This is a genomic window from Prauserella marina, from assembly GCF_002240355.1.
GTDB classification, from domain to species: domain Bacteria; phylum Actinomycetota; class Actinomycetes; order Mycobacteriales; family Pseudonocardiaceae; genus Prauserella_A; species Prauserella_A marina.
In genome coordinates this window covers 3402254-3423199 of sequence record NZ_CP016353.1, presented here as the reverse complement: position 1 = coordinate 3423199, position 20946 = coordinate 3402254, and the positions used below count along the sequence as shown (strand labels likewise).

At 68.3% G+C, this 20946-nt stretch carries 22 protein-coding genes; 12 read left to right on the top strand and 10 right to left on the bottom strand.

Going from position 1 to position 20946, the window contains the following annotated elements:
- Positions 1–10 precede the first annotated feature (10 nt).
- Both BAY61_RS16010 and BAY61_RS16005 read left to right on the top strand, forming a co-directional pair.
- The gene (locus BAY61_RS16010) at positions 11–436 is read left to right on the top strand and encodes a VOC family protein (RefSeq protein ID WP_091804614.1); all 426 of its coding nucleotides are present in this window, start codon (positions 11–13) and stop codon (positions 434–436) included.
- Complete coding sequence (locus BAY61_RS16005) at positions 433–828, top strand: YciI family protein (RefSeq protein WP_091804610.1); 396 nt, start codon at positions 433–435, stop codon at positions 826–828. Before BAY61_RS16010 ends, BAY61_RS16005 begins: the two co-directional genes overlap by 4 nt.
- Before the next feature lie 60 nt (positions 829–888).
- On the opposite strand, the gene BAY61_RS16000 is transcribed toward BAY61_RS16005, so the two are convergent.
- The 5 genes from BAY61_RS16000 to BAY61_RS15985 form a co-directional block, all read right to left on the bottom strand.
- Positions 889–1707, bottom strand: coding sequence for a VOC family protein (locus tag BAY61_RS16000; RefSeq protein WP_091804607.1), 819 nt, complete (start codon positions 1705–1707; stop codon positions 889–891).
- Between the two features lie 124 nt (positions 1708–1831).
- Positions 1832–1984 (bottom strand): hypothetical protein, encoded by a 153-nt coding sequence (locus BAY61_RS32920; RefSeq protein ID WP_170140194.1) that lies wholly within the window; start codon positions 1982–1984, stop codon positions 1832–1834.
- Complete coding sequence (locus BAY61_RS15995; RefSeq protein ID WP_091804605.1) at positions 1981–2211, bottom strand: hypothetical protein; 231 nt, start codon at positions 2209–2211, stop codon at positions 1981–1983. Before BAY61_RS15995 ends, BAY61_RS32920 begins: the two co-directional genes overlap by 4 nt.
- A 124-nt stretch (positions 2212–2335) precedes the next feature.
- Positions 2336–2548, bottom strand: coding sequence for a hypothetical protein (locus BAY61_RS15990; protein WP_091804602.1), 213 nt, complete (start codon positions 2546–2548; stop codon positions 2336–2338).
- A gap of 199 nt (positions 2549–2747) precedes the next feature.
- The gene (locus BAY61_RS15985; protein WP_091804599.1) at positions 2748–3629 is read right to left on the bottom strand and encodes a hypothetical protein; all 882 of its coding nucleotides are present in this window, start codon (positions 3627–3629) and stop codon (positions 2748–2750) included.
- 203 nt (positions 3630–3832) lie between these two features.
- Here BAY61_RS15985 and kynU point away from each other — a divergent pair, with 203 nt between their 5' ends.
- Positions 3833–5107, top strand: coding sequence for a kynureninase (gene kynU, locus BAY61_RS15980; RefSeq protein ID WP_211323573.1), 1275 nt, complete (start codon positions 3833–3835; stop codon positions 5105–5107).
- On the top strand, positions 5104–6489 hold the full coding sequence (locus BAY61_RS15975; protein ID WP_091804597.1) for an FAD-dependent oxidoreductase: 1386 nt from the start codon (positions 5104–5106) through the stop codon (positions 6487–6489). The genes kynU and BAY61_RS15975 overlap by 4 nt, the downstream gene beginning before the upstream one ends.
- Before the next feature lie 673 nt (positions 6490–7162).
- Here BAY61_RS15975 and BAY61_RS15970 read toward each other — a convergent pair.
- Positions 7163–7846, bottom strand: a complete 684-nt coding sequence (locus BAY61_RS15970; RefSeq protein WP_176879705.1) for a hypothetical protein — start codon at positions 7844–7846, stop codon at positions 7163–7165.
- A gap of 605 nt (positions 7847–8451) precedes the next feature.
- Here BAY61_RS15970 and BAY61_RS15965 point away from each other — a divergent pair.
- The gene (locus tag BAY61_RS15965; RefSeq protein ID WP_091804594.1) at positions 8452–10503 is read left to right on the top strand and encodes an acyltransferase family protein; all 2052 of its coding nucleotides are present in this window, start codon (positions 8452–8454) and stop codon (positions 10501–10503) included.
- 159 nt (positions 10504–10662) lie between these two features.
- Entirely contained in the window at positions 10663–11052 is a 390-nt protein-coding gene (locus tag BAY61_RS15960) for a VOC family protein (RefSeq protein ID WP_245866142.1), read from the top strand.
- Positions 11053–11164: 112 nt separating this feature from the next.
- Here the strand turns inward: BAY61_RS15960 and BAY61_RS15955 are convergent, their stop codons facing one another.
- Entirely contained in the window at positions 11165–12112 is a 948-nt protein-coding gene (locus BAY61_RS15955; protein WP_091804591.1) for a helix-turn-helix transcriptional regulator, read from the bottom strand.
- Between the two features lie 60 nt (positions 12113–12172).
- Between BAY61_RS15955 and BAY61_RS15950 the strand changes: the two genes are divergently transcribed.
- From BAY61_RS15950 to BAY61_RS15940, 3 genes are all read left to right on the top strand, one after another.
- Entirely contained in the window at positions 12173–12577 is a 405-nt protein-coding gene (locus BAY61_RS15950; RefSeq protein WP_211323572.1) for a YdeI/OmpD-associated family protein, read from the top strand.
- 119 nt (positions 12578–12696) lie between these two features.
- Positions 12697–13104: a YciI family protein gene (locus BAY61_RS15945; protein WP_091804589.1), complete on the top strand. Its 408-nt coding sequence runs from the start codon at positions 12697–12699 to the stop codon at positions 13102–13104.
- On the top strand, positions 13101–14255 hold the full coding sequence (locus BAY61_RS15940) for an RNA polymerase sigma factor (RefSeq protein WP_091804586.1): 1155 nt from the start codon (positions 13101–13103) through the stop codon (positions 14253–14255). Before BAY61_RS15945 ends, BAY61_RS15940 begins: the two co-directional genes overlap by 4 nt.
- Positions 14256–14285: 30 nt before the next feature.
- On the opposite strand, the gene BAY61_RS15935 is transcribed toward BAY61_RS15940, so the two are convergent.
- Entirely contained in the window at positions 14286–15164 is an 879-nt protein-coding gene (locus BAY61_RS15935) for a LysR family transcriptional regulator (protein WP_091804583.1), read from the bottom strand.
- A gap of 68 nt (positions 15165–15232) precedes the next feature.
- On the opposite strand from BAY61_RS15935, the gene BAY61_RS15930 reads away from it, so the two are divergent.
- Positions 15233–16132 (top strand): EamA family transporter, encoded by a 900-nt coding sequence (locus BAY61_RS15930; protein WP_091804581.1) that lies wholly within the window; start codon positions 15233–15235, stop codon positions 16130–16132.
- Between the two features lie 24 nt (positions 16133–16156).
- Here BAY61_RS15930 and BAY61_RS15925 read toward each other — a convergent pair whose 3' ends face one another.
- Positions 16157–16879: a DUF6333 family protein gene (locus tag BAY61_RS15925; RefSeq protein WP_211323571.1), complete on the bottom strand. Its 723-nt coding sequence runs from the start codon at positions 16877–16879 to the stop codon at positions 16157–16159.
- A 202-nt stretch (positions 16880–17081) separates the two neighbouring features.
- On the opposite strand from BAY61_RS15925, the gene BAY61_RS15920 reads away from it, so the two are divergent.
- On the top strand, positions 17082–18284 hold the full coding sequence (locus BAY61_RS15920) for a macrolide family glycosyltransferase (RefSeq protein WP_091804578.1): 1203 nt from the start codon (positions 17082–17084) through the stop codon (positions 18282–18284).
- A 144-nt stretch (positions 18285–18428) separates the two neighbouring features.
- Here the strand turns inward: BAY61_RS15920 and BAY61_RS15915 are convergent, their stop codons facing one another.
- Entirely contained in the window at positions 18429–19100 is a 672-nt protein-coding gene (locus BAY61_RS15915; RefSeq protein ID WP_170140193.1) for a TetR/AcrR family transcriptional regulator, read from the bottom strand.
- 207 nt (positions 19101–19307) lie between these two features.
- Between BAY61_RS15915 and BAY61_RS15910 the strand changes: the two genes are divergently transcribed.
- Positions 19308–20882 (top strand): FAD-dependent monooxygenase, encoded by a 1575-nt coding sequence (locus BAY61_RS15910; RefSeq protein ID WP_091804572.1) that lies wholly within the window; start codon positions 19308–19310, stop codon positions 20880–20882.
- Positions 20883–20946 lie beyond the last annotated feature (64 nt).

The window sequence follows — 20946 nt, the reverse complement described above, 5'->3', positions numbered from 1 at the left end:
AGGGGAGATCATGGGACAGCCTGTCGTGCATTTCGAGGTGATCGGTTCGGATCCGGTTGGGCTACGTGAGTTCTATGGCGCGTTGTTCGGCTGGCGGTTCCAGGTCGGTGATGCCGCGACGGACGCGGTGTCGGCGCCGGGTGAGTACGGGTTCGTCGATGGTGCGACGACGGAGCAGGAGGGCGTGATGGGGATCAATGGCGGGGTGGCCGGTGGTGCCGGGTATGCGAGCAGGGCGTTGTTTTATGTGGGTGTCGACGATGTGGGGGAAGCCTTGCGTGAGGCGCGGCGGCTAGGTGGGACGGTGGTGCTGGGGCCGGAACCGGCGGAGGCGGAGCCCGGTGGTCTTGTAGTCGGTCGGTTCGTGGATCCGGAGGGGAATGTGGTCGGGGTGGCTGGTGTCGCCGCGAAGCGTGGTGAGGAGGAGCCGGAGTGAAGTATTTGCTCTTGATCTACAGCAACCCCACGCGGTGGGAGCATCCGATGTTCGAGCGGGACGCGGGGTTCGAGGCGTTGTCCGAGCGGGAGCGGGCCGAGGTTTCTGGTGAGGCTGAGGTGTTGGCGAGCGAGTTGGTGGCCTCGGGTGAGCTGGTGTCGGGTGTTGCGCTGGGGTCTCCCGCGCGGGCGAGGACGGTGCGGCCGGTGGATGGGCTTCCGGTGGTGACCGATGGGCCGTTCGGTGAGGCGAAGGAGGTTCTGGCCGGGTATTTCGTTCTCGATTGCGAGAGTGAGCGGCGTGCGGTGGAGATCGCGTCGCGGTTTCCGGACAGTAGGTTCGGGGCGGTCGAGGTGCGGCCGGTCGACGAGGTGTCGGTTTTCGGGGCCTGATCGGGTTTTGCCGTGCTGTGCGGTGGACCGGGGCGGCCGTTGGGGCCGTCCCGGTCCGGGTCAGTCGTCGTAGGGGTCGTCGGCCGCGGAGCCGAAGGTCCATTCGGAGGCCAGTGAGGGGTCGATGATGGCGAACCGGGTTCCGAGTGGGTCGGACATGACGGCGACTTTGCCGAGTGAGTTGGTGTAGGGCTGGAAGCGGAGCCTGGCGCCTGCGGCTCTCGCGCGTTGCAGGGTGTTGTCGAATCCGAGGTCGGGGTCGACGGCGAAGTGTGCGATCCAGCGGGGTGGTACGTCGGCGGGGGTGTCGGCTGCCATGCGGACTCTGCCGATGGCCGAGTCGTCGCCGTGGGAGTAGACGACGTAGTCGATGGTCCTGCCGTTGCCGTACTGGCGCTGGTCGTAGCCGAACAGGCTGCCGAAGAACCGGTCGGCGAGTGTTGCCCTGCGGGTGACGAACTCCAGCCAGATCAGTGCGCCGGGGACACCTGCCGTGAAGGCCCAGTCGGCGGCTGGTTGGAGTAGGCCGACGGTGGCGCCGCTGGGGTCGTCGATGAGGGTTTTCGTGCCGACTCCGGGTACGGCGTGTGGTCGGGGGTGGAGTACTCGTCCGCCGAGTTTGCTCGCGTGGTTGCCCGCGGTGCTGAGATTGTCGGTGGCGAGGTACACGGTCCAGTCGAGGATGTCGGCTGGGTGGCGGCGCAGGCCGGCTACCGGTTCTCCGAACAGGAGCGCGATGACGTAGTCTTCGCCGGCCGAGTCGCGTACGCGTTCGAAGTGCCAGCCGTAGAGTTCTTGGCCGAACCGCATGGAGCGGTCGAGGTCGGGGGTGGCCAGTTCGATCCAGCAGGGGGTTCCCGGCGCGACGGGTGTGCTCATGCCCGCGCGCTCCGCTCATTCGGGGCGGGGCGGAGTGTGAAGTCCCGGTGAGGCAGCATGGGGGCACTATAGTCCCGGCCGGTTCTGTTGATCATCTTTCGGGGCTGGGTGGGGTCGAGCGGCGTCAGCCGCGGGGTTCGTCGGCTGACTCCTGGGGCCACGCCTGGGGCCAGTGGTAGCCGCTCTGGTTGACGACCTCGTCGAAGATCGGGGTGCGTTCGCCATCGGCCGGTGGCCTTTCGGTGTGGACGTCGGCCGGTGTCGTCGGTGTGCTCATGGCACTGACTCGACCTCGACGATCCGCCGTCCGCTGACCCAGTCCGGCTCGGTGTCGGCCGCGGCGCCGTCGGGGCGGACCGGAACCCACCACGTGGTGGTGTAGCGGTCGAAAACAGGTGTCGCGACAACGCTTCCGTGCTCGCGGGGTTCTTGGTGGTTCGTGGGTTGTGCTGCGGTGTAGGTGACCTTGTCGCCCACCAGCAGTTGTATCTCAGTGGCGCGCACAACTCATCCCTTCAGAGCGAGGTGCGGGATCTCAAGGCTGTTCGCTGGTCCGCGTCACGCGGGGTTGCCGGGTGACGGGCTTGTGTGCGTGAACCGTTTTCCGTCCACTGTGCTCGGTCATGTGTCACTCGGCCGGGCTGGTGGTTGCCGAATCAATGTGGAACCAGCCGGTTTTCGGCGACGATGACTCGGAGTCCTGTGTGGTGGCGTTGTTTCCGGTGCCCGCGAGTAACGCTCGCATGGCCGCCGTGTGCAGGTCCGCGATGACGGCTCGCGCGTCGTCTGCTTGACGATCGAGCCATTCCGTCTGCTCCGGCGACATACTCGACACCACCATTCAGGACAACCTCCCCATCGTCCGACTGCAACACACTAAGCGCCGGTGGTGGTGGGCTGGGAAGGTCCGTAAACCTTCCAACCCGATCGTGTCACCGTCGAAGGTCGGGAACAGCGCGGATGCCGGTTCGAGGCCGGGGTGGCGGCAAGTGCTGCGCGCCATGGGATTCCGGCCTTTGCCCGGCTTTCGGCGTTGGTGCTCAGCCGGAGGCCGCGATTTCGGCCGAGGCGAGGTCGAGGATGTGGCGTTCGTGTTCGTCCAGTGGCCATGGCAGGAGTCCGGAGGGTTGGTCCGGCGCGGCGGCTCGTAGTCGCATGTCGGCGATGGCCGCGACGATGTCCGGTACGCCGGTTCCGAGCAGTACGTCGATCAGGGGGCACGCGTGGTCGACGCGCGGGAAGGTCGCGCCCCGGTAGGCGGTGGCGGCTTCCCGCCAGATCTCGCGCGCCGCGTCCGGTCCTTCGGAGTGGGCCGCGTCGTCGAGCAGGCGGCACCATGCGATGTCGATGGGTTCGGTGATGTCGCCGCCGCCGCTGAAGGTGAGCCACATGTCGGTTTCGGCGACTTGGCGGAACAGGGTGAGCGCGGCGGCGCGGTCGCCTGCCGCGTAGCGGTCGTGTGCGTCGCGCAGCTTGGTGTGCAGTTGTTCGCGTGGGGTCGTTCCGTGTTCGGTGATGTAGGCGTCCAGGTCGGCGTTTTCGTCGATGAGTTCGGCCGCGAGGTCTTCCATGCGGTGGGCGAACGACCACAGGGGCGCGGTCTCGTCCTCGTTGATTCCGGTTGCCTCGGCCAGTTCGAGCAGGGTGATGGCTTTGCTGGTGTCCTTTGCCATGCGTTCGGGATCGGCGACGCCGTCGTCGGCGTCTTCGAGGCGGCCGTAGGCGCAGGCCAGGGCCAGTGCCGCGCGGTGGGGTTCGTCGGGGGAGGCGGCGAGATGGTCTTCTCCTGCCTCGGCGACGTGTGCCCAGTCCGTGTCGGCCGCCAGTTGCCCTTCCGCTGTGAACAACGGGGCCAGTTCGGGTGGCAGATTCCCTGAGGCGATCAAGGCGGTGACGCTGGCTGGGACCGGTGGCAGGTCCATGGTTCTCCCTTGATCCGAACGAAAAGTGGAGGCTCGGTACGGCTCCGGCGGCGCGGGACGTGCGGGCCGCGAGCCAAGATCAAAACAGATCGGCGGTGGCGTGCGGGACCGGGGTCACCGAAGTTGATCTTCGATGGTGCGGCACGGGCGGCGGCGGTGTGTTATTGCTGGTGTTGTTGTTGTGACGCCACGGAGGTGCGGTCATGAACGACCCGGACGGCGGGACGGCCGCGATGGCGCTCGGCGCGGCCGAATCGGGCGCGCTCGATCGCGATGCCGCCGACCCCGGACATCGCGACAGGTTCCTGATCCCTCCAGCCAGGGGTGGCCGCTACTCCGATTCCGCCTATCTCGCGGGAAACTCACTCGGCCTGCAACCCGTGGCGACTCGGAACCGGCTGCTCGAAGACCTCGGCGAATGGGCGAGGCTCGGCGTCGAAGGTCACCACGACGCCCTGCGCCCGTGGTTGCCGTATCACGCGCTGCTGACCGAACCCGCCGCGCGGCTTGTCGGCGCGCTGCCACGCGAAACCGTCGTCATGAACTCGCTGACGGTGAACCTGCATCTGCTGATGGTGTCGTTCTACCGTCCCCGGGGCACGCGCACCCGCATCCTCATCGAGGACACGGCTTTCCCCTCGGACAGCTACGCGGTGCGCAGCCAGGCCGTCTTCCACGGTCTCGATCCCGACAGCACGGTACTGCGCGCCCGTTCGGCCGACGAGGTGCGCGATGTTCTCGCCGCGCGTGGCGAGAACATCGCGCTGGTGTTGCTCGGCGGGGTCAACTACCTGACGGGAGAATTGCTGGACATTTCGGCCATCACCGCGGCTGGGCACGCGGCGGGGGCGGTCGTCGGCTGGGATCTCGCCCATGCGGCAGGCAACGTGCCGCTGCGGCTGCACGACTGGGAGGTCGACTTCGCCGCGTGGTGCTCGTACAAGTACCTCAACGCGGGTCCCGGTGCGGTCGCCGGAGCGTTCGTCCACGAGCGGCATCTCGGCGGTGCGGGGCCGCCCCGGCTGGAAGGCTGGTGGAGCACGGAGGAACAGACCCGGTTCGAGATGGCACCGGTTTCCCGCCCACCGGCCAGTGCTGATGCGTGGCAGGTGTCGAACCCGCCGATACTGGCGATGTCGCCGGTGCTGACGTCGCTGCGATTGTTCGACGACATCGGCATGGACGTGCTGAGGGCGCGTGGGATGCGGCTGAGCGGCTACCTGTACGAGTTGCTGGAAGGTATCGGCGCGGACGTGCTCACCCCAGCGGATCCGCCGCGCAGGGGAAGCCAGGTGTCGATCAGGGTCGGGACCGGTGCCGCGGCGCTGTGTTCCCGGCTGAGCGGCGAATTCGGGGTCGTCGCCGACGCCAGGGAACCGGATGTGCTGCGCATGGCGCCGACCGCCCTGTACTCGACCCACCACGACTGCTGGCGGGCCGCTGCCGCGCTGGCCGCGCTTCTCCCGGAGGTCTCATGACCGGCAGCCCATCGGTCGCGATCGTCGGTGCGGGACTCACCGGTTGCCTGCTGGCTTGCTATCTCGCAAGGCGTGGTGAGCGGGTGATCGTCTACGAGCGCAGAGCCGACCCCCGGCTCACCGGACCAGAGCAGGGCCGTTCCATCAACCTCGCGCTGTCCGAACGCGGGATCGCCGCGCTGCGCGGGATCGGGCTTGAGGACGCCGTACTGGCCGACGCGCTGCCCATGCGGGGACGCATGATCCACCCGGTGGCGGGGGAACTGGATTTCCAGCCCTACAGCGCGGAGGGCACGCTGGCCATCAACTCGATCAGCAGGGGAGCGCTCAACAACGTCCTGCTCACCGCCGCGCACGCGCGGCCGAACATCGAGATCAGGTTCTCCCACCGGCTCGACCGGTTCGATCCCGCGAGCGGCGAACTGCGGTTCAGCACCCCAGACGGTGTCCGGACCGGGTCGGCGCCGGTCGTCATCGGCGCCGACGGCGCGCGTTCGGCCGTGCGTGGCGAGCTCGTCCGGCACGGGCTCAGCTCCGAAACGGTCGACCTTCTCGACTACGGATACAAGGAGCTGACCGTCCCCGCCGGGTCCGGTGGGTTCGTCGTGGATGAGGGCGCGCTGCACATCTGGCCACGCGGCCGGTCGATGATGATCGCGTTGCCCAACCCCGACAGGTCTTTCACGTGCACCCTGTTCTGGCCGGACAGTGGCGCGGGAAGCTTCGCCGCGCTGGACACCCCCACCGCCATTCGTGCCTGCTTCCGGGAGAATTACCCCGACGTCGAGCCGTATCTGCCCGAGCTGGTGACCGACTATCAGCGCAACCCTGTCGGTGTGCTCGGCACCGTCCGGTGCGCGCCTTGGCACGCGGTGGTGGCGGGAGCGCGCGTCGTGGGTTTGCTCGGTGACGCCGCGCACGCGATCGTTCCCTTCTACGGGCAAGGCGCCAACTGCGCGTTCGAGGATGTCGTGGTGCTTGAGGACTGCCTCGACGCGGCCGGCGGCGACTGGCCTGCCGCGCTGGCGCTGTTCGAGCGGCGGCGCACCGACACCGAGGCGATCGCGAGCATGGCGCTGGCCAACTTCGTGGAGATGCGCGACAAGGTCGCCTCGCCGCTGTTCAAACTGGGCAAAACCGTCGAGCACGCCCTGGAACGCGCGCTGCCGGGCCGGTACGTGTCCCGCTACGAGCTGGTGTCCTTCTCGACGGTGCCGTACGGCGCCGTGCGGCGAAGGGTGCGCAGACAACACCAGCTCCTCGGTGTGCTGGGCGCGATCGGTGCGTTCGGCCTGCTGGGCGCGCTGGGTGCCCTGCTCCGCGTGCTGGCCCGTGCGCGAGTCCCCCGTCCAGGACGCCGAGATCCGCACCCAGGACGGTGAGTTCCGCATTCAAGGCCGTGAGATCCGCGTCCAGGACATCGAGAACCGCGCTCGTGGCGGCCTGAGAAGTTCGCCCAAGGCGGTCGCACACCGCGAACGGGCAGGTGATCCCCGTGACTGGCTCCGTTCGCGCGGGTCGTCGGCCAGCTGTTCCCGCGCGCGGGAACAGCTGGCCGCGCGAAAAACGGCGGGGCGTAGGCGGAGACCGCAGGAGTGCGGCGGGGCGTCAGCGCGGCCCCGGGGGAGCACCGAGGTGTCAGCGGGACTTCAGGCGAGCGGCGAACGGGCATTACTCACCGGGGCGGGAGAACCGGCGTGGCGTCCGGACCGCGACGAACGCGGCCAAGACGGACTCACAGGTGGAGCGGAGCGCCACGCGAACGGGCATCTCACACCTGCGCGACCGCGCCGAGCGAGGTACCCGCGACATCCCTCCACGAACTATCAACCGGAACGAACGGCGTTCGTCGCCGAACGTGGGTCGCGCGGCGCGGGCGAGCTCCGTTGACAGCTCACCCGGCTCGGTTGAACGAAGTTCCGTGCGCGCGCTGTCCGGGGCGGGCGGATGCCTCCGCTGGTTCGGAGTGAGGCGAGCGCGGAACTCACTGTGCTGGACGCGGATCTCGTGGCCCTGAGCGCGGAACTCGGCGTCCTGGACGGGGGACTCGCGGAGTCAGCGCTGCCACGGATCTCGCGGCGATGGATACGCCGGTTGCTGGGGATGCTGGTGCCCCGGCGGGTACGGCCCCTGCGAATATTGGGGTGCGGGTGGGTACGGGGAGTGTGCCTGGTTGCCAGCGGCCGCGGCCGCCTTGAGCTTCGCGACGCCGTACAGCACGTAACCCGCGACGATCACCGCAGCCAGAAAACCGAGGATCGTCCCAGCGAAGCCACTGCTGTCGGGATCGAGGAAGCCGCGATAGAGGCCCACGTCGGCGGCCAGGTAATAGATGAGGTAGGCGACCGGGAACACGATCCACGTCAGCGGATGCCACCACTTCACGTTGGCCTGGTTGCGCCCGACCACGGCCCAGTCGATCAGCACCACCAGCGGGGTCAGCAGGTGCTCGAACAGCGACCACGTCTCGTCGAGCGAGCCACCCATGATCGTCAGGAAGGTCACCGCGACCAGCAGCAACAACACCGTCATCGCGCCGCGCAGCCACGGCGAACGCGGCTCGTGCGCCTTCCCGCCGGTGAAAAGCGGATAGCACAGCAAACCGGTGTACACCACGCCCACGAGCAGGCTGGCTTGCTGGCTCAGGCCCGGCCCCGCGGATTCCCAGCCGTGCTCACCGACGATCGAGCCGAAACCGATGAACGCGAACGCCACGATCAGCAACCGCCAGAGGCTCACCCCGACCAGGACACCCGGTGACGCCGGCTGCCTCGCGGGTGACTGCCGTGGTACTGGATAACCCTGCTGATTCACTGGCTCTCCCCCTCTGGCGCCCCGCTGGCACGGACGGCGGCCGTGCTCTCGCGCCGCGGAGCGTACCGAACTCCAGGTCGGCCAGGGAGCGAAACGGACAACCAGCAACGAGCCCCCCGGGGGGGGGGCGTCCGTGCGGGAGCTTCACCGGTCACGGAGTGCGCGGGCCAGTGAGCAAGATCATGGCCACAACCTGTCGAGTACACAACGGAGCGTGCCTTGGCTGGCACGCGGAGTCGTTGCCCGGCAAGGAAATCGGAACGCCGCGAGGTCACGGCACGTTGTGGGCCACGAAAAAAGGCACGGTGGAACTTTCTGTTACGGGACCCTCGTTACTTTCCGGCTGGTGGAAGCGAGGGCGGGTGTGACGCCGTGAGGCTTCGCGACCGACGGTCACTACCCCCTGTTTTCCCAGGTAAGGGAATGTCCATAAAGGGCATGAACACACCACTGACGGAACCGCGCCGTTCCCCTAGTACAGTCTCAGCGTTTGGTAGGGGTTGATCAACGGCCGCGGAGGAAACTGTCGGATGGTCCTGCTGCGAGCACGTGTGCCCAAAGCCGCGACGACACAGACTGACCGGAAATTTCGCCCGGAGCTGCAAGGATTGCGTGCGCTCGCGGCGATTCTGGTGGTCGTGTACCACGTGTGGCTTGACCGGATTTCCGGTGGCGTCGACGTGTTCTTTCTGGTGTCGGGTTTTCTGATCACGGGCCAGCTGTACAGAGCGAGCGTGCGCGGTCGCATCGAGTTCCGGCCCATGTGGGGCCGGATGATGAAGCGGCTGTTCCCCGCCGCCCTCACCGTCCTCATGGCCACCATGGTCGCGGCGGTGCTGTGGTTGCCGGAACACCGGTGGTTCCAGACCATTCGCGAGGTCGTCGCCTCGGCGCTCTACCTTGAGAACTGGCAACTCGCCGCCGACTCGGTGGACTACTTCGCCCAGCAGAGCACGGCCAGCGTCGTGCAGCACTTCTGGTCTTTGTCGATCCAGGGCCAGTTCTACCTGGTCTGGCCGCTGGTGATCGCGTTGGTGGTGTTGGTTGCCAAGGGCGCGGGCTGGGGGATACGCCGCACCATCTTCGCGTCGATGGCGGTCCTGTTCGCGGCCTCGCTGGCCTACTCGGTGTTCCTGACGAACGTCGACCAGCCGTTCGCCTACTTCATGTCGCTGACCCGGATCTGGGAATTCGCGCTCGGCGGGTTGCTCGCGCTGATCATCAACGTGATCTCGCTGCCGCGCGCACTGCGGATCTGCTTCGGCTGGCTCGGCCTCATCGGGCTGGTCACCTGCGGGCTCATCCTCCAGGTCGGCACGGTCTTTCCCGGATACGCCGCGTTGTGGCCGACCATGTCCGCGGCGCTGGTGCTGCTGGCAGGGGCCACGGACAGCAAGGTGGGTGCCGACAGGTTCCTTTCCTCGCGCCCGCTAATCTACCTGGGCAACCTGAGTTACTCGCTGTATTTGTGGCACTGGCCCGTCCTGATCTTCTACATGATCGTCAGGGGCAGGGACGAGGTCGGGTTGCGCGGCGGCGCGGTCGTCATCGCGGCGTCGGTGGTGCTGTCGATTCTCACCTACCACATCGTGGAAAAGCCGGTCAGGGACTCCAAGATCGGCGCCAAGAACAAGTGGGGCGCCTACCGGTTCGGCGCCCTGTCCCTCGTCGTCGTGCTGGGCGTCGCCGGCGCATGGCAGATCGTGAGCAAGCAGCGCGCGTCCTTCGCTTTGGACCTCGACGATCCCGATCACCCCGGTGCGCAGGTGATGACTGCTCCCGGCCCCATCCTCAACCTGGAAGCCGACATCGTGCCGCCGTTCGCCGCGCTGCCCGAGCAGTTCGACACGTTTGAGGACGAGGAGTGCACGACCTCGGCGCGGCACGAGGAACTTCGGGTCTGCACGGTCGATCCCACGGAACCGCCACTGCGCAGGCTCGTGGTCGTCGGTGATTCGCACTCCCAGCAGTACATCGCCGCGCTGCGGCCGCTGGTGGAGAAGCGGGGCTGGCAGATCATCTCGATGGGCAGGGGCGGTTGCCCGCTGACCGCGACGCAGGATCTGCCCAACAACGAGGAATGTGTTCCGTGGAACGCGGCGGTGATCGAGGAGATCATCGAGACCAAACCGGACGCCGTGATGACCATGGGCACCAGGGACGTGCGGGTCGGTTTGAAGGAGTGGACCCCCGAGGGGTACGTGGCCCAGTGGCAACGACTCAACGAGGCCGGTATCCCCGTCGTCGCGATGCGCGACAACCCCAGGTTCTCCTTCGAACCGTCCGAATGCGTGCAGATGCACGGCGTCGACGCCAACCAGTGTTCGACTCCGCGAAGCGAGATGTACGCGCCGCAGGCACCGTACGAGACGGCACCGGGCATACCGCCGAATGTGTCCTTTGTGGACCTGAGTGATTATTACTGCACGGCCGACACTTGTCCGCCGGTGATCGGCAACGTCCTGGTCTACATGGACGACAACCACGTCACGGCCACCTACATGGAGACCTTGTCCGCGGTGGTGGACGAACGTCTCGTCGAGACACTCGGCTGGCACGACACGATGGTTCCGGCGAAGTGACGCCCGGCGGGGCATCTCCGGTGCCCCGCCGGTCAAACGGCGGCACGGTGCACGCGCGCCGTGCCGCCGTTTGTTAGGGTGAGCGCACGGCATCGCGCGTTGGTCACCGGCCGGGTGAGCGTGGAGGTGCCTGTGACATGCCCGTGGAGGCATCGCACAGTGTCGGTTCAATTCAACCATCTGATCATTCCGTCGAAAGACAATCGCGAATCCGCTGAATTCCTCGCGCACATCCTCGATGTGGAACTGGGGCAAGAGTGGGGCCCGTTCATTCCATTGGAGACCAGCAATGGCGTGCGACTGGACTTCGCGACCATTCCGCCGGAAGATCTGCGATTGCAGCATTACGCGTTTCTCGTCGACGAATCGGAATTCGACGGGATTCTGCGGCGGATTCAGCAGGCCGAGGTCACCTATCACGCCGACCCGCAAGGAAAACAACTCGGCGAGATCAACTACAACCACGGTGGCCGTGGCGTGTACTTCCGGGATCCCGGAGGCAACGGCATGGAGGTCATCACCCAGCCCTACGGCGCCGATCTGGTCTAGCTGTCCCCGTGCGTCGATGTCGATGACGTGAACGGCGCCCGGTGGCCAGGTTCTGCTGGTCACCGGGCGGCGACCGGCACGTATGTGGTGCCGTCGATGCCCCAAGGGAAGGTCAATGCCCGCTGGCATAGCGGCCGGCGAGTTCGGTGCCGATGCGGTGGAGTTCCCGGCGCACGTCGCTGGGTTCGACGACCTCGATCATGGCTCCCCAACCCGCGAGTTGTCTGGCGATGTCCAGCGGTGTCGGCGCGGCGACCGTGACACGGCTGCGTTCGCCGTCGTGGTCCTCCGCCCGGCAGTGGGTGCCGAACTGATCGCGCAGTACCGGGACGAACCTGGTCTCGACGAGCACGGTCGCGCTCGTTCGTGATCGCCGTCGTTCGACCTCGGTGACCACGTCGTTCCACGCGGCGGTGAGCGTGAAGTCCTCGGGGCGGGCCGCGGTTTCCTCGGTGACCTCCGCGTCGAGCATCCGGTCGACCCGGAAGGTGCGCTGGCCCTTGTCGGTTCCCGCGACGAGATACCAGATGTCGTCCTTGTCGACGAGGCCCCACGGGTCGATCAGCCGGGTGCTCCGGTGGCCCGCGTTGTTCACATAGCCCAGCCGCACCTTGCGGCGCGACACCACGGCCGACTGGAGAAGTGGAACCAGTTCGGGCCGGGGATGGTCCCTGCCGCCCCAGCGCGCGGGGTCGACGATGGTGGCCCGCGCCGCGGCGGAGGCGTCCGCCCTGAACGTGCGCGGCAGCGCGCCGACGAGCTTGCGCAGCGCAGCCTTCACCTCACCCGATGCCGAGGCGGCAGGGCCGATGAGCAGGAACAGCGCCTGCGTTTCCGTGGCCGAGAGCCCGCTCAGGTCAGTGCGCGCGCCGCCGACCAGTGACCAGCCGCCGCCCCGGCCCTGTCTCGGGTAGACCGGTATCCCCGCGGCCGACAGTGCTTCGAGGTCACGGCGGGCCGTCGCGACGGACACTTCCAGTTCGCGCGCCATCTCGGCGGCGGTCACCCTGCCTCGCGCCTGCATCAGCAGCAGGGCCGCGACGAGCCGGTCAGCGCGCATGACTCCAGTGTCGCCGGGAAAACCCACTCCGCAAAGCGCTCACGAGATGAACACTTTGCCGTGGAGACTGAGGTCACCGGCGACATCCGGGAGAGCCGGGCCCACGAGGGGAGGAAACCGATGATGCTCTTTCCCGACGCGGCAGCTTGGGAGGCATGGCTGGCCGGGCACCACGACAGCGCGGCCGAGGCGTGGCTGCGAATCGCCAAGAAAAACGCGCCGGTCACCTCGGTGACCATCGAGCAGGCTCTGGATGTCGCGTTGTGCTTCGGCTGGATCGACAGCAACCGTAAGTCGCTCGACGAGCATTACTACCTCCAGCGCTACTCCCGTCGCCGGAAGGCGAGCCCGTGGTCGCGAATCAACGTCGCCCGTGCGGAACGGTTGATCGCCGAGGGCAGGATGCGCGTGCCCGGCTTCGCCGAGATCACCGCGGCCCGGCGAGAAGGCCGGTGGGGGAGATAACCGGCGAGCTGGAAGAAAATCAGCGAAAATTCCGGCTGCGATGTCGAGAACGGCGCGGCCGCTCCGTCCCTTGGACACGATCGGCCACACCCGGCCGTGCGACTCAGAAGGAGATCACCATGAAGTACCTGCTGCTCAAGCACTACCGCGGTGGCCCGGCGCCGGTTTCCGACTACCCGCCGATGGACCAGTGGACCCCGAAGGAGGTCGACGCGCACATCCAGTACATGAGGGACTTCGCCGACAAGCTCGAACGTTCCGGCGAGTTCGTGGACGGGCAGGCGCTGGCCCCCGAAGGCGCGTTCGTCCGCTACGACGGCGCGGGGCGTCCCCCGGTGACCGACGGGCCGTTCGCGGAGACGAAGGACCTCATCGCGGGCTGGATGATCATCGACGTGGAGTCCTGGGACCGTGCCGTCGAACTGGCGGGGGAGCTGTCGGCGGCTCCCGGCGTGGGTGGCGAGCCGATCCACGAATGGCTCGAAGTGCGGCCGTTCCTCACCGAGCCGCCCGTGGTCACCGAATGACCGAGGCACCGCTGCGGGAACTCGTGCCCGCGGTGATCGGCGTCCTCGTCCGGCGCGGAGCTGACTTCGCCTCGGCCGAGGACGCCGTGCAGGAGGCCCTGATCAAGGCACTCGATGCCTGGCGGGAGGAGCAGCCACGCGACCCGAAAGCGTGGCTGATCTCCGTCGCGTGGCGCAGATTCCTCGACGCGGCACGGGCCGACAAGACCCGCAGGGAACGGGAACTCACCGTGGAGGCCGCGCCGGCTGGTGAGCTGGTGCCCGCCGAGGACGACACACTGCGCCTGCACTTCCTGTGCGCGCATCCGGCGCTGGCTCCCGGCTCGGCGGTCGCACTGACCCTGCGTGCCGTCGGCGGCTTGACGACCAAGCAGATCGCCACGGCGTACCTGGTTCCGGAAGCGACGATGGCGCAGCGAATCAGCAGGGCGAAACGGCGGATCGCGGGGGCCCGGTTCGACAGCCCCGGTGACCTGGCGACCGTGTTGCGGGTGCTGTACCTGGTGTTCAACGAGGGATACGGCGGGGATGTCGACCTGGCGGCCGAGGCGATCAGGCTCGCCCGCCAGCTTGCCGGGCTTTCCGGTGAACCGGAGGCCGCTGGGTTGCTCGCGCTCATGCTCCTGCACCACGCGCGCAGGTCGTCGCGCACCGGGCGCGGCGGCAAGCTGGTGCCGCTGGCCGAGCAGGACCGCTCGTGCTGGGACACCGGGCTGATCGCCGAGGGAGTGACGATCCTCCAGACCGCGCTGTCGGCCGACCGGCTGGGTGAGTATCAGGCGCAGGCCGCGATCGCCGCGCTGCACGCCGACGCGCCCACCGCGGCCGAGACCGACTGGGTGCAGATCGTGGAGTGGTATGACGAGCTGCTGCGGCTCACCGGTAGCCCGATCGTGCGGCTCAACCGTGCTGTCGCCGTCGGGGAAGCCGACGGTCCGCGAGCCGGGCTGGCCGCGCTTGCCGACGTCGACCCCGCGCTGCCCCGGTACCCGGCGGTGTCGGCCTACCTTCATGAACGCACCGGCGACCTTGGTCTCGCCGCCGAGTTGTACGCCGAGGCCGCGCGTTCGGCTACCAGCCTCGCCGAACGCGATCACCTCACCAGGCAGGCGGCGCGCGTGCGCCAGGAACGGAACGTGCCGCCGGGCTAGGGGCACGTGAGCTCCGGTCAGGCCGCGCTGTCATGTGCCCTCGCGGTAGAGGGCGGTGGCCAGTGCCACGACCGTATGGGTCGCCGGGTGGGGATCGTGGGTGCGCCAGATGAGGTGCACCGGAACGGGAGCGGCGTCGCGCAGCCGCCGGTAGACGATGCCGTCCCTGCGGTATTGAGCCGCGGTGCCCTGCGGGGTCAGCCCGACACAGCGGCCGGTGGCGATGGCGGCCAGCCAGTCGTCGATGTCGTTGCTGTACTCGACGGCGGGCCGCGCGTCCTCCGGCCACAGGTCGAGAGTGGTGGTCCCGGTGCGGCGGTCGATGACCAGCGTGCGGGCCGAGATCTCGGCGAGGCGAACGTGGCGGCGGCGGGCCCACGGATCGTCGGCGGCGAGCGCGACCAGGCGCGGCTCATGGCCGATCAGCGCGTGCGCCCACGGGTGCGGATCGATGGGCGCGCGGATGACGGCCAGGTCGCACAGTCCTTCGGCGAGGCCGCCGGTGGGACTGTTGTGCTTGGTGATCCGCAGTTCGGTCTCGGGGTGCTGGTCGTGCCAGCGGCGCTGGAATTCGGTGGTGTACCGGCCGAAAGCCGACCAGGCGTGCCCCAAGTACAGGCGGGTGTCACCGGTGGTTGCCTCCCTGACGAGTTCGCCTGCCCCCGCGAGCAGGATGCGTGCCCTGGCCAGCACCTGAACGCCCGCGGTGGTGGGGGTGACGCTACGGCTGGTGCGGTGCAGCAACCGGACCCCGAGCAGGCGTTCGAGCGCGGCGAGCGTGCGGGAGACGGCAGCCTGGGAGGTTCCGAGTTCAATGGCGGCGTCGGTGAACGTGCCGGTGTCCACGATGGCGACGAGACAACGCAGATGCTTCAGTTCGAGTCCCTCGGCCTGGCCCTTCCCAGTCATACGCTCATCGTATGCATCACGGCCTGAATGCATTTTGCGTATAGCCGGACCGTGCTCATGGTGGTGGCATGTCCACCACCTCAACGCGTCCGCCGGGTTCACCGGGCTCGTCAGCCACCTTCCCGCATGGGCAGCGCCGTACCGGGGTGGCGCTGATGGTGGGCAGCGCACTGTCCAATCAGACCGGTGCCTCGATCGCCGCCATGGCGTTTCCGGTGCTGGGACCGGCGGGAGTGGTGGCGGTACGTCAATGGGTTGCCGCCGTCGTACTCGGGGTGGCGGGAAGGCCGAAGCTGCGGCAATTCACCGCGGCGCAGTGGCGTTCGGTGCTCGGCCTGGCGTTCGTGTTCGCCGCGATGAACCTGTCCCTGTACGCGGCGATCGAACGGATCGGCCTCGGATTGGCTGTCACGCTCGAATTCCTCGGCCCGCTGACCGTCGCGCTGGCCGGTGCCCGCCGTCGGATCGACGTCGTCGCCGCGCTCGCCGCGGCGGGGGCAGTGGCCGTGCTCGCCCGGCCCACCCCCACCACCGACTACGTCGGTATCGGCCTTGCACTGCTGGCGGCACTGTGCTGGGCCTGCTACATCCTGCTCAACCGGGCCGTCGGAGCGCGCTTGCCCGGCCTACAGGGAACGGCCGCCGCCGCGATGGTCTCCGGTGCGCTCTACCTGCCTGTGGGCGTGTGGGTGCTCTGGCAGCACCCGGTCACGCTCGTGGCGCTCGGGTGCGGGCTGGCGGCGGGGGTGCTCTCCTCCGCCGTGCCGTTCCTGTCCGACCTGCTCGCTCTGCGCAGGGTCCCCGCGCGGTTTTTCGCCGTCTTCACGAGCGTCAATCCCGTTTTCGCCGCGCTGATCGGCGTTGTCGTACTCGGGCAGCACCTGGAAGCCGTTTCCTGGCTGGCCATCGCCGTCATCGTCGCGGCAAACGCCGTCGCCGTCTCCACTGCGGTCCGTCCCACCACGTGAGGCCCGGTACCCGGCTGGTCCCGGTCAGCCGAAGTACCGGTGTTCCATGGACCGCACCGCCGCCTCGGAATGCCGCACCCGCAGCGCCGTCGTCTCCATCTGCTCCCAGCCCCACGGGTCCGAATGCCCCAGCGCGAGCCCCGCCAGCCGGGCCCACTCGACCTCGCTCGCTTTCTCGGCAAGGTCGACGCCCGCGTTGTCCAGCATCCAGCCCGCGAGTCCAAGGGAGGCAATCACCGCATCCGGGTCACCGATGACGGCGAACGGCTCCACCCCCGAACGGCCCGCCGCGTGGAACATCGCGCCGTCCGGCAACCACACCAGATCCTCGGTGTCCTCTGTGTCTTCGGCTGGGGAGTAGTAGGTGACCCTGCCGACGATCCGCGCGGCCGGATACCGTTCGCGCAACTGCGCGGCGACGGCCTTCAGCGGCCCGCCACTCGCCGCCGCGAACACCGGATCGGCGATTCCTACCATGCTTCCCCACGCCGCGACATGCACCACGTCCAGATCGGCGCGTACCGCGGACGGCAACGGTGTCAGCACGCAGCGCGGCCCGAGTTCGTCGAGTACCTGTTCGACGGTGTCCAGCGACTCGGCGAACGCGCGGGACCGGACCGGATCCTGAGGCGGGTAGTTCCTGGCATCGACATTGAACGGCGGCTCGAACACCGACATGTGGCACAACCCCAGCGAGCCGGACACGGTCCGGTCCCGTGGGCTGCTCCAATACCTGTTTTCGATCACGCGGGCAACCGTAGCGGCGGCCACCGACACCTGACGTCGCTCGCACGGGCCAAAACCGAATGCGGCGTAGCGGCGGGGCCTGCCATGATCACCGTCATGGTGCTCGAAGTTCTGTACCTCTGATCCAGGCGCTCTCAACCCGCCGCCACCAAGGCGTGCGGGCTGTCGTCTTGCCCTTGAGAATCGGAAGTCAGGAGTTTCGATGAGCCACATCCTCATGTCCGCCTCAGCCGCGCATGGTCACGTGCACCCCAACCTGCCGGTGATGGCCGAGTTGGTTGCCCGCGGGCACCGCGTCACCTATCCCGTCCCTGACCGTTTCGCCGACGCCGTCGCCGCCACCGGCGCCACTCCGCTGCTGATCCACACCGACCTTCCCGATCCGGCGAAGGGACAGCAGTGGCCGGAAGGTGGTGTCGAGGTGATGCGGTTGTTCTCCGACGAGGCCCGCTCGGCGTTTGCGCAGATCACCGCGGCGCTGTCCGGTGATCTGCCAGACATCGTCTGCTACGACGGCAGCGGCTGGGCAGGGCACGCTCTGTCCAGGGTGCACGGGCTGCCGAGGGTGGAACTGGCCCCGCACATGGTCGCCTGGGACACCTTCGAAGAGGATTTCGCCGAGGCGTACGCGTTCTACGACACGCCGGAGGGATTGGCCTGGCAGTCCGACATGGATGCCTGGCTGGACGAGGTCGGTGTCGGGCTCGGGAACCGGGAATTCCTCGGTCCACCGGACCGGTCGGTGGTGCTGATCCCCGAGGCGATGCAGCCCAACCGCGACCGGGTCGAGCGGAACCGCTACACCTTCGTCGGACCGGTGATCGGTGACCGCTCGCACCAGGGATCGTTCGCCGACCTCGGAGTGCGGTCGGACCGGCCGGTGTTGCTGGTCTCGCTCGGATCGGCCTACAACGACCGGCCCGCGTTCTGGCGCGACTGTGTCACCGCCATGCACGGCACCGGCTGGACGACAGTACTGGCCGTCGGCCCCTACGTCGACGTGACCGAACTCGGCGACCTCCCTGACGACGTCGTCGTCCGCGAATGGGTACCGCAACTCGCGGTGCTCGCGCACGCGTCGGCCTTCGTCACGCACGCCGGGATGGGCGGCTGCTCGGAGGGCCTGTGGCACGGCGTCCCGATGGTGGCCGTGCCACAGGCGGCCGATCAGTTCGTCAACGGTCCACGGCTCGCCGAACTCGGCGTCGGGGAGCATCTTCCGGCCGACGAGGCCACCCCGCAGCGTCTACGTGAGGCAGTGCTGCGAGTCGCCTCCTCGCGCGAGATCGCCGAACAGTGTGCCGAACACAACAAGATCGCCAGGGCCGCCGGAGGAGCCTCGGCGGCAGCCGACGTGATCGAGTCGTCGAAGATGTCGACGTCGTCGCACGCGGGGCCGTGGTAGATCTCGCTCAGGGCGATGGCGCGTTCCTCCTCCGCAGCCGACTACCTCGCGGTTCTAGGTGCGCGGGTCGAGATGCTGTCCGGCCTCGGACACTGACCCCATCCTCGAAGGCCCCGAGCGCAGCGCCCCACCCCCTGCTTGCCTTCACCGAGGTCCAGGCTCTGCCGCCGGACTGACGCCGACGGGGGGTTTCCCGGCGGCGTCGAGCGCCGGCGCGAGTGGTGCGAGTGCGGCGCGAAGCAGGTCGGGTAGCGAGCCCGAGGGCACGACGAACCCAGCGGTCGCGGGGGACGCCGTCGCCGGCTGTATCCATCGCTGAAGTGCGACCCGCGTCGCGGCGGCGACACTCGCCGCGAGGACGCGGGCAGCGTCTGGGTCGGCGTTGCCGAGGCGCTGGGTGATCGCCTCAGCGAGGGAGTTTTCGAGCGCGCCGGCCGTGTCGACGAACGCGTCCCGCAACGGGGGATGGGTGGTGATCAGCAGCAGCGCGTCGCGCTGCCGCTCTCCTGGATCGGTGTACTGCTCCGCGATCGCTTCGACCACGGCCTCGGCGAGACCGACGCCTGCGGGCCGGGCGACTACCGCCGCCGCGACCCCTGCTTCTCGCTGGGCGGTGACGGCGGCGACGATTGCCTGCTCGCGGCTGGAGAAGTAGTTGTTGTAGGTCCTCGGTGAGACTCCAGCCGCCTCGGCGATGTCGTCGACGCGGACGTTCTCGGCCCCATGTTCCAGCGCCAGCCGCAGAGCCGCCTCGCGCAACGCTTTTCTGGTGGCCTGCTTCTTCTGCTCGCGCAGTCCCGCCCGTTGTGTCGTCACCCTCCCAGTATCCCTGGCGGCATGCGTGCACGCAAAGTTGCGTGCACGCACTTTTGGTTCTAGTCTCGTGGCCGAGCTCGCTCTGGGACGTTCGACCAACTCACGGCGGGCCGTCCGTCCCGCGAAACACCTCGCTCGCCGAGCTTGCCCTGCCATCGCGGGGCCGATCCGTCCTGCCCTTTTCCATGCGAACAAAGGAGAATTCTGGTGAACACTGATGTCGTCATCGTCGGCGGCGGCCCGAACGGACTGATGCTGGCCTGTGAGCTGACTCTGGCAGGGGTCCGGCCGATCGTGCTGGAACGCCTGACGGAACCGAGCGAGGAGCCGAAAGCCAACGGGTTGCTCGGCCAGGTCGTGAGAATGGTCGACCACCGGGGGCTGTACCAGCGGCTCAGCGGTAGTGAGCAGCCGCCACAGCCGAACTCCGGCTATTTCATGTTCGGCGCGATGGGCCTGGATCTGAGCATGCTGGAGGACAGTCCGGTCTATGCCTTGCCGGTCCCGCAGCGGAAGATCGTGCGGGTCCTGGAAGAACGTGCCCTCGAACTCGGCGTGGACGTTCGGCGCGGGCACGAAGTCGTCAATGTGTCGCAGGATGATGACGCGGTGATTGTCGAGGTCGCCGGCCCGGCAGGGGCCTACCAATTGCGGGCGCGCTACCTCGCCGGTGCGGATGGGGCACACAGCGTCACGCGCAAGTTGTCGGGCATTGGTTTCGCCGGCATCACTTACGACCGGGTGACCGTCCGATCGGCGCATGCGACCGTCCCGGCGGAGTGGGTTGATTCCGCGACGGGTGTACTGAACGTGCCCGGTTACGGTGCCGTAGCACCGTTTCTGCCCCACCGCACCGAGCACGGCGGATTCTCCTACGCGCCGCTGCCCGGCCACCCGCCGCTGATCAGCACCACGGAGTGGGACCAGCCCGAAAGCGACGTTCCGATGAGCCTCGGCGAGTTGCGGGCGAGCGTCCGCCGCGTGCTCGGCCTCGACGTGCCGCTCGGTCGACCCGACGGCGAAGGTCCGCATGTGCTGCGCCGGTTGACCGGTGGCAACACCCGAGTGGCCGAGCGATTCTCCGACGGCCGGGTATTCCTGATCGGCGACGCCGCCCACGTGTACTCCGCCACGGGAGGCGGGCCCGGGCTCAACCTCGGCCTACAGGACGCCGCCAACCTGGGCTGGAAACTCGCCGCCGCGATCTCCGGCAGCGCTCCGCCCGGTCTGCTGGACAGCTATGCGAGCGAACGCCGGGCAGCCGCTTCCCGCATGGTGCTGAACGCGCAAGCGCAATCGGTTCTGATCGCACCCGGCGGCGACGTCACCGGGCTGCGCGAGGTGTTCGGCGAACTGCTCCGCGACCGGGACACCGTGCGCCGGCTTGCCGAACTCACCTCGGGCGCCGACGTTCGCTACGACATGGGCGAACCCGACCCGCATCCGCTGGTCGGCCGGTTCGCGCCGAGCATGGAGCTGCGAACCACGACCGGGACCGTGAGGCTTGCGGAGCTGACCAGAACCGCGCGGCCACTGCTGCTGGATCTCACCGAGGACGCCTCGCTGGCGGGGATGCTGCCCGAGTGGCACGACCAAGTCGACATCGTCACCGCCAGCCCCCAGCCCGGATCGCCCGCGGCCCTGCTGATCCGCCCGGACTGCTACGTCGCCTGGGCAACCACACGGCCCCGCCCCGGCGTCGCGGACCAGCAGGCACTCCGCGCGGCACTGCGGCGCTGGATCCGTCCCGGTTCTTCTGCGGACCCCGTCCGCTCCTCCTAGCGCTCCGGCCGACCGGAGCGCTAGGCCCGAGCCGTCGTCGACAGCGATAACCACGAGTACCCGT

What these genes read in the sequence shown, in the direction of transcription:
- BAY61_RS16010 (WP_091804614.1), top strand. Translation starts at nt 11, where the DNA reads ATGGGACAGCCTGTCGTGCATTTCGAGGTGATCGGTTCGGATCCGGTT.
- BAY61_RS16000 (WP_091804607.1), bottom strand. Translation starts at nt 1,707, where the DNA reads ATGAGCACACCCGTCGCGCCGGGAACCCCCTGCTGGATCGAACTGGCC.
- BAY61_RS32920 (WP_170140194.1), bottom strand. Translation starts at nt 1,984, where the DNA reads ATGAGCACACCGACGACACCGGCCGACGTCCACACCGAAAGGCCACCG.
- BAY61_RS15990 (WP_091804602.1), bottom strand. Translation starts at nt 2,548, where the DNA reads ATGGTGGTGTCGAGTATGTCGCCGGAGCAGACGGAATGGCTCGATCGT.
- BAY61_RS15985 (WP_091804599.1), bottom strand. Translation starts at nt 3,629, where the DNA reads ATGGACCTGCCACCGGTCCCAGCCAGCGTCACCGCCTTGATCGCCTCA.
- kynU (WP_211323573.1), top strand. Translation starts at nt 3,833, where the DNA reads ATGAACGACCCGGACGGCGGGACGGCCGCGATGGCGCTCGGCGCGGCC.
- BAY61_RS15975 (WP_091804597.1), top strand. Translation starts at nt 5,104, where the DNA reads ATGACCGGCAGCCCATCGGTCGCGATCGTCGGTGCGGGACTCACCGGT.
- BAY61_RS15965 (WP_091804594.1), top strand. Translation starts at nt 8,452, where the DNA reads ATGGTCCTGCTGCGAGCACGTGTGCCCAAAGCCGCGACGACACAGACT.
- BAY61_RS15955 (WP_091804591.1), bottom strand. Translation starts at nt 12,112, where the DNA reads ATGCGCGCTGACCGGCTCGTCGCGGCCCTGCTGCTGATGCAGGCGCGA.
- BAY61_RS15945 (WP_091804589.1), top strand. Translation starts at nt 12,697, where the DNA reads ATGAAGTACCTGCTGCTCAAGCACTACCGCGGTGGCCCGGCGCCGGTT.
- BAY61_RS15940 (WP_091804586.1), top strand. Translation starts at nt 13,101, where the DNA reads ATGACCGAGGCACCGCTGCGGGAACTCGTGCCCGCGGTGATCGGCGTC.
- BAY61_RS15935 (WP_091804583.1), bottom strand. Translation starts at nt 15,164, where the DNA reads ATGACTGGGAAGGGCCAGGCCGAGGGACTCGAACTGAAGCATCTGCGT.
- BAY61_RS15930 (WP_091804581.1), top strand. Translation starts at nt 15,233, where the DNA reads ATGTCCACCACCTCAACGCGTCCGCCGGGTTCACCGGGCTCGTCAGCC.
- BAY61_RS15920 (WP_091804578.1), top strand. Translation starts at nt 17,082, where the DNA reads ATGAGCCACATCCTCATGTCCGCCTCAGCCGCGCATGGTCACGTGCAC.